Source organism: Brevundimonas sp. (assembly GCF_036676055.1).
Lineage (GTDB): Bacteria > Pseudomonadota > Alphaproteobacteria > Caulobacterales > Caulobacteraceae > Brevundimonas.
Genome location: NZ_JAKFDS010000051.1, coordinates 1 through 13,198 on the forward strand (window position 1 = coordinate 1; position 13,198 = coordinate 13,198).

General features: G+C 69.7%; 13 protein-coding genes, 1 tRNA gene and 1 pseudogene. 11 read left to right on the forward strand and 4 right to left on the reverse strand.

The window, feature by feature from the left end; translation table 11 throughout:
• The 3 genes and pseudogenes from V6M45_RS08500 to V6M45_RS08510 all read right to left on the reverse strand — a co-directional run.
• Positions 1-230, reverse strand: a pseudogene (locus V6M45_RS08500) (PA0069 family radical SAM protein); the annotation flags it as partial.
• A 162-nt stretch (positions 231-392) separates the two neighbouring features.
• Positions 393-477: transfer RNA gene (locus V6M45_RS08505), tRNA-Leu, on the reverse strand.
• Positions 478-567: 90 nt separating this feature from the next.
• Complete coding sequence (locus tag V6M45_RS08510; RefSeq protein WP_332655485.1) at positions 568-2,175, reverse strand: amino acid permease; 1,608 nt, start codon at positions 2,173-2,175, stop codon at positions 568-570.
• A 144-nt stretch (positions 2,176-2,319) separates the two neighbouring features.
• Here V6M45_RS08510 and hrpB point away from each other — a divergent pair, with 144 nt between their 5' ends.
• From hrpB to V6M45_RS08530, 4 genes are all read left to right on the forward strand, one after another.
• Positions 2,320-4,743: an ATP-dependent helicase HrpB gene (hrpB, locus tag V6M45_RS08515; RefSeq protein ID WP_332655487.1), complete on the forward strand. Its 2,424-nt coding sequence runs from the start codon at positions 2,320-2,322 to the stop codon at positions 4,741-4,743.
• A gap of 161 nt (positions 4,744-4,904) precedes the next feature.
• Positions 4,905-5,819 carry a 30S ribosomal protein S2 gene (gene rpsB, locus V6M45_RS08520; protein ID WP_332655489.1) on the forward strand — a complete coding sequence of 305 codons (915 nt, stop codon included), beginning with the start codon at positions 4,905-4,907 and terminating at the stop codon, positions 5,817-5,819.
• A 92-nt stretch (positions 5,820-5,911) separates the two neighbouring features.
• Entirely contained in the window at positions 5,912-6,853 is a 942-nt protein-coding gene (gene tsf, locus V6M45_RS08525; RefSeq protein WP_332655491.1) for a translation elongation factor Ts, read from the forward strand.
• Positions 6,854-6,953: 100 nt separating this feature from the next.
• A complete protein-coding gene (locus V6M45_RS08530; RefSeq protein WP_332655493.1) occupies positions 6,954-7,358 on the forward strand; it encodes a hypothetical protein in 405 nt (134 codons plus the stop codon).
• Between the two features lie 27 nt (positions 7,359-7,385).
• Here the strand turns inward: V6M45_RS08530 and V6M45_RS08535 are convergent, their stop codons facing one another.
• Entirely contained in the window at positions 7,386-8,492 is a 1,107-nt protein-coding gene (locus tag V6M45_RS08535) for a winged helix-turn-helix domain-containing protein (protein WP_332655495.1), read from the reverse strand.
• An 88-nt stretch (positions 8,493-8,580) separates the two neighbouring features.
• Between V6M45_RS08535 and V6M45_RS08540 the strand changes: the two genes are divergently transcribed.
• From V6M45_RS08540 to V6M45_RS08570, 7 genes are all read left to right on the forward strand, one after another.
• Entirely contained in the window at positions 8,581-8,988 is a 408-nt protein-coding gene (locus V6M45_RS08540) for a hypothetical protein (RefSeq protein WP_332655497.1), read from the forward strand.
• Between the two features lie 68 nt (positions 8,989-9,056).
• Positions 9,057-9,482: a methylmalonyl-CoA epimerase gene (gene mce, locus V6M45_RS08545; RefSeq protein ID WP_332655498.1), complete on the forward strand. Its 426-nt coding sequence runs from the start codon at positions 9,057-9,059 to the stop codon at positions 9,480-9,482.
• On the forward strand, positions 9,482-9,754 hold the full coding sequence (locus V6M45_RS08550) for a DUF1467 family protein (protein WP_332655499.1): 273 nt from the start codon (positions 9,482-9,484) through the stop codon (positions 9,752-9,754). Before mce ends, V6M45_RS08550 begins: the two co-directional genes overlap by 1 nt.
• A 4-nt stretch (positions 9,755-9,758) precedes the next feature.
• Positions 9,759-10,097, forward strand: a complete 339-nt coding sequence (locus tag V6M45_RS08555) for a DUF3088 family protein (RefSeq protein ID WP_332655500.1) — start codon at positions 9,759-9,761, stop codon at positions 10,095-10,097.
• 105 nt (positions 10,098-10,202) lie between these two features.
• Positions 10,203-11,519 carry a proline--tRNA ligase gene (gene proS / locus V6M45_RS08560; RefSeq protein WP_332655501.1) on the forward strand — a complete coding sequence of 439 codons (1,317 nt, stop codon included), beginning with the start codon at positions 10,203-10,205 and terminating at the stop codon, positions 11,517-11,519.
• Entirely contained in the window at positions 11,516-12,820 is a 1,305-nt protein-coding gene (locus V6M45_RS08565; RefSeq protein WP_332655502.1) for a lipoprotein-releasing ABC transporter permease subunit, read from the forward strand. The genes proS and V6M45_RS08565 overlap by 4 nt, the downstream gene beginning before the upstream one ends.
• On the forward strand, positions 12,813-13,198 hold a 386-nt coding region (locus V6M45_RS08570; protein ID WP_332655503.1), incomplete at its 3' end, for an ABC transporter ATP-binding protein. The genes V6M45_RS08565 and V6M45_RS08570, both read left to right, overlap by 8 nt.

Here is a 13,198-nt window from a genome sequence, read left to right on the forward strand (position 1 = left end):
CAGCCATGTTCGCAGCCCTTGTAGGGGTTGATGGACCGGTCGAAGCCGATATCCGGACTGGTGTTCTTCGCGATGATCGTCCGGGCGTGCTCGGGCGTCAGGGTGGTGCGCAGGGGCGCCGCCACGGCATCCTCGCCGGTCCAGCCGTCGTCGAAGGCCTCCACGGTCTCCGGTTCGAACCGCCCGGTCGCATTCGACCGCGCCCCTCGTCCCTTCGCCGCTTCAGCCATGAAGGGACGATACCATCGCGGCGGAACAAAGCAAGAACAAACAGCGCATCAAAAAAGCCCGCCGAAAAAGCGAGCTCCCGCGCCTCAAGTCGTGAGCATAGGCGCCCCAAGGCGGGCCTCAAGTCGGGAGCGACCGCGTCGCGAGCATAGGCCCAACAAAGATGGTGCGGATGAGAGGACTCGAACCTCCACGCCTTGCGGCGCTGGAACCTAAATCCAGTGCGTCTACCAGTTCCGCCACATCCGCATAGGTTCTGCCCAAGCCTCTAGGGGAGGCCGCGGAAAAGCGAAAGGCCCGGGATCGCTCCCGGGCCTCTGCTCGAACCCGTCGCCGGGATCAGTGGTCGTGCCGGTCCGTCGGCGACGGCGCGCCGGGCATGGGCGGAACCGGTCCCGGAGGCGCATCGGCGTCCAGTTCCGGCACCTGGAAGATGCCGCGGCCGAGGTGGCTCTTGCGGATGCCGTACAGCAGATAGATCACCAGGCCGATGCCGCCCCAGATCGGCAGCACCATCTTGGCGTCGTGCGGCAGGTTCCAGAACAGGAAGGCGCAGCCCGCCGCCGACAGCGGCGCGATGATCCAGACGAACGGCGTCCGGAACGGGCGGCGGCGGCCCGGCTCCTTCACGCGCAGCATCATCACCGCGATCGACACCATGAAGAAGGCGAACAGGGTGCCCGAGTTCGAGATGTCGGCCAGCTGGCCGACCGGGAACAGGGCCCCGGCGATGGCCACGGCGATGCCGGTGAAGGCGGTGACGATATAGGGCGTCTTCCACTTCGGGTGGACCTTGGCCAGGCCTTCCGGCAGCAGGCCGTCGCGCGCCATCACGAAGAAGATGCGGGTCTGGCCGTAGATCATCATCAGGATGACCGAGGGCAGGGCCAGCATGGCGGCGGTGCCAAGGGCGTTGCCGACGGCCGGGTAGTCGATCTGACGCAGAACGTGGGCGAGGGCCTCGTTCGAGCAGACCAGCTGGTTGGCGTTCTCGGCCAGCTGGCAGGCCGCGATGAAGCCGGGCGAGCCCGGCTGGACGGCTTCGCCGGCGGCGCCGAGCACGGGCTGGGCGCCCATGGCGCCGACCGCGCCGACCGCGACCAGCAGGTAGAAGACGGTGCAGATGGCCAGCGAGCCGATCAGGCCGATCGGGACGTTGCGCTGCGGGTTCTTGGTCTCCTCGGCGGCGGTCGAGACCGCGTCGAAGCCGACGTAGGCGAAGAAGATCGACGCCGCGGCGCCGATGATGCCCATGCCCGACGACTCGCCGAACAGGCCATTGGGCGCGAAGGGCTGGAAGTTGGCGGCCTTGATGACCGGCAGGGTCAGGACGATGAAGGCCGTCAGGGCGGCCACCTTGATGGCCACCAGGATGGCGTTGACGCGGGCGCTTTCCGTGGTGCCGATCATCAGCAGCAGGGTCACGGCCAAGGCCACGATGATCGCCGGGATGTTGACGATGCCAACCGAGAAGTCAGGCGTAGGGATGAAGCCGTTCATGCTCCAGGCCGGTCCGGCCTGTAACAGGTCAGGCCAGTCGAACCCCATGGCGTTCTCGATCAGACCCAGCACATAGCCTGACCAGCCCACCGACACGGCCGAGGCCGCCACGGCGTATTCCAGGATCAGAGCCCAGCCGACCATCCAGGCCAGCAGTTCGCCCATCACCGCATAGGTATAGGTGTAGGCCGAGCCCGACACCGGGGCCATCGAGGCCAGTTCCGAATAGCAGAGCGCGGCCACGGCGCAGACGGCGCCCGCGATCACGAACGACCACATCATGCCCGGGCCGGCCTTCTGGGCGGCCGCCGCGGTCAGGACAAAAATGCCGGTGCCGATGATGGCTCCGACGCCCAGCAAGGTCAGTTGAACCGGGCCGAGCGAGCGATGAAGCGATTTTCTCTCGGCCGTGGCCAGGATCGCGTCGAGCGACTTAACGCGCCACATGAATTACCCCTCCGACTTCGTGCCGCCCTCTGCGGCTTGGCGCGGACGCTAGCGGCGCTTGTTCGCGCTGGCAACGCGGTTTCCAATCGGTGAACGACCGACGACGCTTTCGTGACCCCGTTCGTTGCGGGTAGACCGCAGCGGATGCTGCCCATCCATTCCGTCCTCGAAGCGCTGAAGGCCGCCCTCGCCGCGACGAATGCGGCCGTTCTGGCGGCGCCGCCCGGGGCGGGCAAGACCACCGTCGTGCCGTTGGCGCTGCTGGACCAGCCGTGGCCGGCCGGCGGCAAGGTGCTGGTGCTGGAACCCCGGCGGCTGGCGGCGCGCGCCGCGGCCGAGCGGATGGCCGCGACCCTCGGCGAGACCACTGGCGAGACGGTCGGCTATCGCACCCGGCTGCAGAGCCGCATCGGGCCCAGGACGCGGATCGAGGTCATCACCGAGGGCGTCTTCACCCGGATGATTCTGGACGATCCCGGCCTCGAGGGTGTCGGGGCCGTGCTGTTCGACGAATTCCACGAGCGGAGCCTCGACGCCGACCTCGGTCTCGCCCTGGCGCGCGAAAGCCAGTCCCTGCTGCGCGAGGATCTGCGTCTGCTGGTCATGTCCGCGACCCTGGACATCGCCGGCGTCTCCCGGCTGCTGCACGACGCCCCGGTGATCGAGGCCGAGGGGCGGATGTTCCCGGTCGAGACCCGCTATTCCGGCCGCAACGCCGCCGAACGGTTCGAGGACGCCATGGCCCGCGCCATATCTCAGGCGCTTGGCGAGGAGACCGGGTCCGTGCTGGCCTTCCTGCCGGGGCAGGGCGAGATCCATCGCGTCGCCCAGCGGCTGGCCGGGCGCCTGCGCGACCCCGCTGTCGACGTCGTCCCGCTCTACGGGGCCCTCGACAAGGCGGTTCAGGATCGCGCCATCGAGCCCGCCGCGCCGGGCCGTCGCAAGGTCGTTCTCGCCACCTCGGTGGCCGAGACCAGCCTGACCATCGAGGGCGTACGCGTGGTCATCGACGGCGGCCTGTCGCGCGTGCCCCGGTTCGAGCCGTCCAGCGGCCTGACCCGCCTCGCCACCGTCCGCGTCAGCCGCTCCTCGGCCGAACAGCGGCGCGGCCGGGCCGGGCGGACGGAGCCGGGCGTCTGCTACCGACTGTGGGACGAGGAACAGACCCGCGGCCTTGTCCCGCATCAGCGTCCCGAAATTCTCGAGGCCGATCTGACCGCCTTCGCCCTCGACCTCGCCCGCTGGGGCGCGCGGACGACCGGGGGGCTGGCCCTGCTGGATCAGCCCCCCGCCGGCGCCTTCGCCGAGGCCCGGAAGGTCCTTCAGCGCCTCGACGCGCTCGACGGGACCGGCGGCCTGACCGACCACGGCCGCCGCCTCACCCGCATCCCGCTGCCGCCCCGTCTGGCGCACATGATCGCTGTGGCCAGCGACGCCGGCGACGCCGCGCTCGGCGCGCGCCTCGCCGCGGTGCTGTCCGAGCCGGGTCTCGGCGGGAACGACCCGGATCTGCGCGAGCGCCTGCGGGGCCTTGAGCGCGACCGCTCACAACGCGCCCGCGACGCGCTGAAGCTGGCCGACCGCTGGACCCGCGCCGCCGGGGCCGGGCAGGGGGGAGAGGCCGATCCCGGCGCCCTGCTGGCCGAAGCCTTCCCCGAGCGCGTCGCCAGGGCGCGCGGCAAGCCCGGCGAATTCCTTCTGGCTTCCGGGCGCGGCGCTTTTCTCGACCCGACCGACCTGCTGGCGCGCGAGCCGTGGCTCGCGGTAGCGGAGCTCGGTGGGGGAGACGCCCGGGACCGCATTCGCCTCGCCGCGCCGCTTGATCCCGCCGCCCTCGAACACCGTCTCGAAATCGAGGACCGGCTGACCCGCGAGCCCTCCGGACGGATGGTCCTCAAGCGCATCCGTCGTGTCGGCGCGATCGTGGTCGACGAGAAGATCATGGGCGCGCCCGATCGGGCCGCCATCACCGCCGCCCTTCGGAGCGAAGTCGAGCACGACGGTCTCAAGGCCCTGCGCTGGGGCGAGCGCGCCTCGGCCCTGCGCGCCCGGCTGACCTTCCTGCGCGGCCTCGACGAGGCTTGGCCTGACGTGTCGGAAGCCGGCCTCAGCGACCAATGCGAAACCTGGCTGTGGCCGCTGCTGGACGGCGTCCAGTCGCTCGACGCCATCTCGGACGCCGCCCTTGAGCAGGGCCTGCGCACCCTCATCCCGTGGGACCGCCAGCGCGCCCTCGACGACCTCGCCCCGGCCCGGCTGGAGACGCCCCTCGGCTCGGCCGCCATCGACTACGCCGCCGAGGGCGGTCCTCGTGTCGACATCCGGGTGCAGGAACTGTTCGGCGTCACGACCCATCCCGCCGTCGCCGGCGGCCGCGTCCCGCTGACCCTGGCCCTGCTGTCCCCCGCCCGGCGTCCGGTGCAGGTGACGAAGGACCTGCCCGGCTTCTGGGCCGGCAGCTGGGCGGCCGTGCGCGCCGACATGCGCGGCCGCTACCCCCGCCACCCGTGGCCCGAGGACCCGACGAAGGCTGAAGCGACCAACCGGGCCAAGCCGCGCGGGACCTGAGCCCCGGTCGCCGCTTGCCTTTTCCCGGCATCCGGCCTACATGCCCGCCCACTTCACACGCAGGCGTGGCGCGGTCAGGGAGAAATCCTGTTCGCTCCAATCCGAGGACTTCGGTCTTTACAGCGCCTGCGGCGGATCAATCGGATAAAGGAACTACCCTCATGGCTCTGCCTGAATTCTCCATGCGTTCGCTGCTCGAAGCCGGCGCCCACTTCGGCCACCAGACGCACCGCTGGAACCCGAAGATGGACCGCTACATCTTCGGCTCGCGCTCCAACATCCACATCATCGACCTGTCGCAGACCATCCCGCTGCTGCACCAGGCCCTGGTCGCCGTGCGCGAAGTCGCCGCCAAGGGCGGTCGCGTCCTGTTCGTCGGCACCAAGCGCCAGGCCGCCGATCCGGTCGCCGAGGCCGCCCAGCGCTGCGCCCAGTACTATATGAACAACCGCTGGCTCGGCGGCACCCTGACCAACTGGCGCACCGTGTCGGGCTCGATCGCCCGCCTGCGCGAGCTGGAAGGCCTGCTGGAGTCGGGCGGCGAGGGCCGGGTCAAGAAGGAGCTGCTGAACCTGCAGCGCGAGAAGGACAAGCTCGAGCTGTCGCTGGGCGGCATCAAGGACATGGGCGGCATCCCCGACATCATGTTCGTGATCGACACCAACAAGGAGGCCATCGCCATCCTTGAGGCCCGCAAGCTGAACATCCCGATCATCGCCATCCTCGACACCAACTCGGATCCGGACGGCATCACCTATCCGATCCCGGGCAACGACGACGCCGCCCGCGCCATCCAGACCTATTGCGACCTGATCGCCGACGCCGTCCTCGACGGCCTCGCCGCCGGCGCCGCCTCGTCGGGCGTGGACCTGGGCGCTTCGGTCAACCCGGAAGAGCCGATGCTGCGCGAAGCCAAGGCCCCCAAGGCCAAGGTTGAAGACGCCGCTCCGGCCGGCACGGAAGCCGTGGCCGAGGAAATGATCGCCGCCGCCGAACCGGCCGTGGCCGATGAAGCCGCCCAGGCCGCCACGTCGGAGGCCAACGACGCCGTCGAAACCGAGGAAGCCGCGGTCTAGATCCGACCCGCTTTCCCGACGGCGAAACTGACATACGGCCGGGCTAGATCAGCCCGGCCGTTCCCGCATACGCATACCCAAGGAGACTACCCATGGCCGAGATCACCGCCGCCCTCGTGATGGAACTGCGCGCCAAGTCCGGCGTCGGCATGATGGACTGCAAGAAGGCGCTCCAGGAAACCGACGGCGACATCAACGCCGCGATCGACTGGCTGCGCGCCAAGGGCCTCAGCAAGGCCGCCAAGAAGGCCGACCGTGTCGCCGCTGAAGGCCTCGTGGCCGTCGCCTCGAAGGAAGTCGGCGCTGGTGAAGTCGGCGCCGCCATCGAGTTCAACGCCGAAACCGACTTCGTCGCCCGCAACGACCTGTTCCAGAACGCCGCCAAGAAGTTCGCCGAACTGGGCCTCGAGCACGCCACGGTCGAGGGCCTGCACGGCGCCGAACTGGAAGCCGGCAAGACGGTCCAGGACGAGGTCACCCAGCTGATCGCCACCGTCGGCGAGAACATGCAGCTGCGCCGCGCCGCCCGCCTGTCGGTCGACGAAGGCGTGGTCGCCTCCTACGTTCACAACGCGGTGTCGCCGGGCCTCGGCCGCATCGGCGTGCTGGTCGCCCTGCACGGCGGCGGCGACAAGGCCGCCCTGCGCGAACTGGGCCGCAAGATCGCCATGCACGTCGCCGCCACGGCGCCGCTCTCGCTCAACACCGACGATCTGGACCCGGCCGCCGTCGAGAAGGAACGCGAAGTCCTGACCGAGAAGGCCAAGGAAGAAGGCCGTCCCGAGAACATGATCGAGAAGATCGTCTCGGGTCAGATCGCCAAATTCCAGAAGGACGTGGTGCTGACCAAGCAGCCGTTCGTGATGAACCCGGACGTGACCATCGAGCAGCTGGTCGCTGACACCGGCAAGGAACTGGGCCACCCCGGCCTGCACCTCGCCGGCTTCGTCCGCCTCGCCCTCGGCGAAGGCGTCGAAAAGGTCGAGGGCCCCGACTTCGCCGCCGAAGTCGCCTCGATGACGGGCGGCCAGTAAGGCTTCCTCCCTTCCGGGATGATCGATCAAGGGGTCGGCGGCTTGGGTCGCCGGCCCCTTTCTCGTATGCGGAAAGGCCACTTCGCCACGGAGGCCCCCGATGACCCCGGATGACGATACACACGACGAGGACGGCGGCGGCTTCGACGTCGACGACTGGTCACGGCTCAAGGCCTTCACCGGCGCTGTGGCGACGCTGGAGGACGTCCAGGCCAAACGCGCCGTCTTCGCGCTCGCCGACACCGCCGATCCCCGACCCATAGCCATGGATCTGCCCCAGCCGGTCATCTGGTGGGAGGCCGACGGCGAACTGGCCGCGATCGCCGTCCAGGCCGAGAGCCACCTCGGACCCGAAGGCGAGGAGATGGACGTCCTCGGCCTGATCCTGCCCGACGGCGACTCCGCCGTGGCGCTGCTCGAGGACGTCGATCTGGTCGACGACACCGATCCGGTCTGGCGCCGGCTGGTGGCCGAAGCGGTCGATATGGACGGCGCCGCGGACTGAGCAGGAGCGACGGCTGGCTTCCGGCCGCTATCGGGACCGGGGCTGGCGCATCGCCCGCCGCGCCAGCATCATCGCCCCGACCACGCAGCCGCCGAACAGCAGGCCCTCGATCCCGCCTGTGACCACCTGGCTGACGGGCCCGAAGCCGGTCTCGCCGAACACCGCGCCGATCGGATCGAGGCTCAGACGGGACTGCGGGAATTGGCGCGCCAGCAGATCGAGGCTGCCGCCCATCAGCCGCCCGCCGATCAGGGGAATGATCAGACCCGCCGCGGCCCCGGCCAGGCCTCCGGCGGCGAATCCCGGCGTCCGCCGCGGCGGACCCGGGAACCGGCCCGCCAGCCACGCGCCCAGCCCCAGGGCGGCCCCGACAAGCGCCCCCTCGGCCGCCCCCGTGATCTCGCCGGGTGACTGACCGAACAGCAGGTTGAAGGCGTCGAGGCCGATCAGCTTGCCGAACGCCCCGATCAACAGGCCTCCGGCCCCGCCGCCGAGCAGGCTCCACAGCCATTTCCGGTCGGGCGCAAAGCCGGCCGCGGCGATGCCGAAACCCACCCCGGCGCCGGCGATCAGCCCGAGCGCGACGCTGATGCAGATCAGGACCAGCAGCACCGACGCCGCGCCCATGCCCGCCTGCAGCGGCTCGGGCGCGGCGCCGAAGCCGTAGAACAATCCTACGAAGGCCCCCGCGACGCCGCCGCCGACCATGCCTGCGCCGCCCAGCAATCCGAACTCCGTCCAGGAACCGCCCGCCGCGGCCCCGGGCGCCGCGACCTCCGGCGTCGCCGCCTCCGGCCCCGGTCTGGCGTCCTCGCCGATCCGTTCGACGGACGCGATGAAGCGGTAGCCGTGTTTGGGCACCGTCTCGATGAAGCGCGGCCGGCCGGCATCGTCTCCGAGCTGACGCCGCAGCGTCCGGATGCACTGGGTCAGGGCCTCGTCTGTGACCGGCACGCCGCGCCAGACCTCGTCGTGAAAGCGGTCCTTCGAGATCAGCCGCCCCGGCTCGCTGACCAGCAGGGCGAGGGCGTCGAGATAACGACCGTTCAGCTCCACCGGCGCATCGTCCCGCCGGAGCTGGCGGTCGTGGATATCGAGCTGAAAGCGTTCAAAGCGGAAGCGGCCGGGCGCCATTTTTCAGCAAGACCTCAGGAGTTGCTCATGCCGCTCACCACTCGCGCCAGGCAGGGTCTGAGCCTCACCCATGGAGGCAGGCAAGGCAATGGCGAATACGGCGGAGATCGCGGCCGGGCCGCGCGTCCGGCCCGGGCCGACTGGCGCGATCGGGGCGATCCGCCGCCTCGACGGCGTCGTCCTCGCCCGCAGTATGGTGATGCACGAGACCCTCGGCGGCCGGACCTGGGTCGGCGTGCTCGCCAATATCGCAGAGGTCCCTTGCGTCGAGGCGGCGGTCCGGATCCGTTTCCTCGACCACGAGGGGCGGCCTGTGGGAGCCCCGGTCAGCGCGCGCGCCGCCCGGCTGACGCCCGGCGCCGCGATTCACCTGCGCGCCCGCCTGCCCGCGGCGGCGGCGGGGCTGCAGATCGAGTCGCTCCGCTGGACCGCGGGCGGCCGGATCGTCGAACCGGGCCCCTTTGCGCCGCGGGGCTTCGCCTTCGGTCGGGACTGAGCCCGCGGTCCGACATCCGCGACACCCCGCGCCTTCTCCCGCGCCTCCGGAACGGCTAAGTCGTTTCCATGATCGGAAGACTGAACCACGTCGGCGTCGCCACCCCGTCCATCGAGGCCAGCGTCGCCCTCTACCGCGACCTGCTCGGCGCCACGAAGGCGCACGAACCGTTCGACCTCCCGGCCCAGGGCGTGCGGGTCTGCTTCATCGATCTGCCGAACAGCCAGATCGAGCTGATCGAGCCGCTCGGCGACGATTCGCCCATCCACGGCTTCCTCGCCAAGAACCCCAAGGGCGGCCAGCACCACGTCTGTTTCGAGGTCGAGGACATCCTCGCCGCCCGCGACGCCCTGCGCGCCAGGGGCGCGACCATCCTCGGCACGGGCGAGCCGCGCATCGGCGCCCACGGGACGCCGATCATCTTCGTGCACCCGAAGGATATGGGCGGCGTCCTCGTCGAACTGATGGAAACGCCCAAGGCAGGAGCCCACTGATGGATTTCCCGATCGGACCGGTCACCATGCTGGCCATCTACATCGTCTGCTGGTGGGTGGTGCTGTTCGCCGTCCTGCCGCTGGGCATGTCCCAGGACGCGCAGGAACGTCCGACCGACGGGGCCCAGTGGGGCGCGCCGACGCAGCCCCGCCTGAAACGCAAATTCATCACCACCAGCTGGGTTTCGCTGGTCCTGTGGGCCCTGGTGATGGTGTTGATCTGGATCGGCTGGATGCCCTTGCCGGATCTGGCCCCTCCGGGTGGGAACTGAGCCGATGACCGACCGTCTTTTCCTCGTCAATCCGGGCTGGAACGATGACCTCGGCGGGCCGTGGTACTGCCCCGCCGGCGCCGTCATCGAGGGCGTGCTGGCCTTCCATCCCGACCTGAAGACGCAGCTGGACATCACCCGGCTCGACTTCCCGCGCCCGCGCCAGCCGGTCATCGACCTCGTCGGCGAGGACCACCAGTCCTGCCCGATCCTGGTGCTGGACGGCGCCTTCGACTGGCCGGAAGCTGAGACCAGCGCCGCCACCGGCCGCCGCTTCCTGCAGGACGAGGCGATCATCCCCTATCTGGCGGCGCGCTACGGCATCGCGCTTCCGCATCCCTGACCGCATCCCCGGCCCAATCCGCGCGTTTGACGCTGACCGCCTAGCTTTCGCCCCGTCGTCCCGGCTAAAGCTCGTGTCCCACGCCTCCCAAGCCGGATTCTGACCATGCGCCTGTCGCGCTACTTCCTGCCCACGCTCAAAGAAGCGCCCTCGGACGCCCAGATCGTCTCGCACCAGCTGATGCTGCGCGCCGGTCTGATCAAGCAGGAGGCCGCCGGCATCTACGCCTGGCTGCCGCTGGGCCTGCGGGTGCTGAAGAAGATCGAGCAGATCGTGCGCGAGGAGCAGGAGCGGGCAGGGGCCGTCGAACTGCTGATGCCCACCCTCCAACTCGCCGACCTGTGGCGCGAGTCGGGCCGCTACGACGCCTATGGCCCCGAGATGCTGCGCATCACCGACCGCCACGAGCGCGAACTGCTCTACGGTCCCACCAATGAGGAGATGATCACCGACATCTTCCGGGGCTTCGTGAAGAGCTACAAGGCGCTGCCGCTCAACCTCTTCCATATCCAGTGGAAGTTCCGCGACGAGCGCCGCCCCCGCTTCGGCGTCATGCGCGGCCGCGAATTCCTGATGAAGGACGCCTACAGCTTCGACATCGACGAGGCCTCGGCGCGGAAGGCCTACAACCGCATGTTCGTGGCCTATCTCAACACCTTCGCCCGCATGGGGCTGAAGGCGGTGCCGATGCGCGCCGACACCGGTCCGATCGGTGGCGACCTCTCCCACGAGTTCATCGTCCTGGCCGACACCGGCGAGAGCGCCGTCTTCTGCGACCGCAAGCTGGTCGAAATGCCCGCCCCCGGCGCCGATGTAGACTGGGACGACCTGCAGTCGATCGTCGACGGCCGCACCTCCCTCTACGCCGCGACCGAGGAGATGCACGATCCCGCCGCCTTCGAGAGCCAGACGGCCGAAGGCGACCGCCTGTCCGCCCGCGGCATCGAGGTCGGCCACATCTTCTATTTCGGCACGAAATACTCCGCCCCGATGAAGGCCCGGGTCGCTGGCCCCGACGGCAAGGACACGGACGTCCACATGGGCAGCTACGGCGTCGGCGTCTCGCGCCTGCTGGGCGCCATCATCGAGGCCAGCCACGACGAGGGCGGCATCATCTGGCCCGACGCCGTCGCCCCCTTCGACGTCGTCGTCATCAACCTGCGCAGCAGCGACGAGGCCGTCTCCGCCGCCTGCGAGGACGCCGTCGCCAAACTCGAGGCCGCCGGCAAGGACGTGCTCTACGACGACACCGACGAGCGCCCCGGGGGCAAATTCGCCACCGCCGACCTGATCGGCGTGCCGTGGCAGCTGACCATCGGGCCCAAGGGCCTCGCCGACGGCGTCGTCGAGCTCAAGCGCCGCGCCACCGGCGAAAAGATCTCCGTGTCCCTCGATGAGGCCATGGCGAGGCTGACCGCATGACGGACGAGACCGCGGCCATCAGGCCGACCAAACCCGCCGGCCCCTTCTCGGCCTGGGAGTTCGGCCTCGCCCTGCGCTATCTGCGGGCCCGGCGGCGCGAGGGCGGCATCGCCCTGATCGCCATCATCTCCTACGTCGCCATCGCCCTGGCGGTGATGGCGCTGATCGTGGTCATGAGCATCATGGCCGGGTTCCGGAACGAGCTGCTGGACCGCATGCTGTCCTTCAACGGCCACATGTACGTCCAGGGCCAGATCCTCGTCGATCCGGACCGCGACGCCGCCGTGCAGCGTATCGCCAGGGTCCCGGGCGTCGTCAGCGTCACCCCCCTGACCGAGAGCCAGAGCATCGTCCGCGCCGCCGGCCAGACCACCGGCGCCCTGGTCCGCGGCATCCGCCCCGGCGACCTCGACTCCATGGAATACGTCAACAACAGCCTGACCGACGAAGCCCGGCGCTCGTTCGGCCAGGGCGCGTACGGCGGCGACAACATCCTGATCGGCAAGGCCCTGGCCGATGGCATGGGCCTGCGCGTCGGCGACCCTATCAGCCTCTATTCTCCGACCGGCGCCGACAGCGCCCTCGGCAACCTGGGCGGTCTCGAGAAGACCTATCGCATCGGCGGTACCTTCAGCTCCGGCACCGCCGACTTCGACCGCGCCTTCATCTTCATGCCGCTGGAGCAGGCCCAGTTGTTCTTCGGCAAGGAAGGCGTCTGGGACGTGATCGAGCTTAAGGTGGCCCAGCCCGATCGCGTCGGAGAGCTGCTGGTCCCGGTGCGCGAGGCGGCGGGGGTCAGCGCCATCGTCAGCGACTGGCGCGACCGCCTCGCGGCCTTCTGGGGCGCGCTCAAGGTCGAGCGCGTCGCCATGAGCATCATCCTCGGCCTGGTCGTCGCCATCGCCGCCCTGAACATCATCTCCGGCATCGTCATGCTGGTGAAGAACAAGACCCGGGACATCGCCATCCTGCGCACCGTCGGGGCCAGCCAGATGTCCATGCTGCGCATCTTCTTCATCTCCGGCGCAGCCATCGGCGTGGCGGGCACCGTCACGGGTCTGATCCTCGGCCTGCTGTTCTGCCTCAACATCGGGGCCATCCAGCATTTCCTCGAGGCCCTGTTCCAGGTCCGGCTGTTCGACGCCGACGTCTATATGCTCGAGGCCATCCCGGCCGAGGTCGACCCGTGGGACGTTCTCTGGGTCACCCTGTGGTCGGTGTTCATGTCCTGCGTCGCCAGCCTGCTGCCCTCGTGGCGGGCCGCCAAAATGGATCCCGTGGAGGCCCTGCGCTATGAGTAAGGCCCCCAGGAAGGCCGCCGGTCCAAAGGCCGGCGGAACCCCCGTCCTCTCGGTCCGCGGCGTCACCCGCACCTATCAGTCGGCGGCCGGTCCCCTGACCGTGCTCAAGGGCGTCGACCTCGACGTCATGCCCGGCGAGGTCGTCGGCCTGATCGGCCCGTCGGGCTCCGGCAAGTCGTCCCTGCTGCACGCCGCCGGCCTGCTGGAGCGTCCGACCTCGGGCGAGATCCGCATCGACGGCCAGGACGTCGGCGGCCTGCCCGAGCGGGCCCGCACCCACATCCGCCTCGCCAGCATCGGCTTCGTCTACCAGTTCCACCACCTGCTGGCCGAGTTCGACGCCCGCGACAACGTCGCCCTGCCGCTGCGCATCGCCGG

Excerpts from the sequence above, each read along its gene's own strand:
- V6M45_RS08535 (WP_332655495.1), bottom strand. The coding sequence starts at position 8,492 with ATGGCGCCCGGCCGCTTCCGCTTTGAACGCTTTCAGCTCGATATCCAC.
- rpsB (WP_332655489.1), top strand. The coding sequence starts at position 4,905 with ATGGCTCTGCCTGAATTCTCCATGCGTTCGCTGCTCGAAGCCGGCGCC.
- V6M45_RS08530 (WP_332655493.1), top strand. The coding sequence starts at position 6,954 with ATGACCCCGGATGACGATACACACGACGAGGACGGCGGCGGCTTCGAC.
- hrpB (WP_332655487.1), top strand. The coding sequence starts at position 2,320 with ATGCTGCCCATCCATTCCGTCCTCGAAGCGCTGAAGGCCGCCCTCGCC.
- tsf (WP_332655491.1), top strand. The coding sequence starts at position 5,912 with ATGGCCGAGATCACCGCCGCCCTCGTGATGGAACTGCGCGCCAAGTCC.
- V6M45_RS08565 (WP_332655502.1), top strand. The coding sequence starts at position 11,516 with ATGACGGACGAGACCGCGGCCATCAGGCCGACCAAACCCGCCGGCCCC.
- proS (WP_332655501.1), top strand. The coding sequence starts at position 10,203 with ATGCGCCTGTCGCGCTACTTCCTGCCCACGCTCAAAGAAGCGCCCTCG.
- V6M45_RS08555 (WP_332655500.1), top strand. The coding sequence starts at position 9,759 with ATGACCGACCGTCTTTTCCTCGTCAATCCGGGCTGGAACGATGACCTC.
- V6M45_RS08510 (WP_332655485.1), bottom strand. The coding sequence starts at position 2,175 with ATGTGGCGCGTTAAGTCGCTCGACGCGATCCTGGCCACGGCCGAGAGA.
- V6M45_RS08540 (WP_332655497.1), top strand. The coding sequence starts at position 8,581 with ATGGCGAATACGGCGGAGATCGCGGCCGGGCCGCGCGTCCGGCCCGGG.
- mce (WP_332655498.1), top strand. The coding sequence starts at position 9,057 with ATGATCGGAAGACTGAACCACGTCGGCGTCGCCACCCCGTCCATCGAG.
- V6M45_RS08550 (WP_332655499.1), top strand. The coding sequence starts at position 9,482 with ATGGATTTCCCGATCGGACCGGTCACCATGCTGGCCATCTACATCGTC.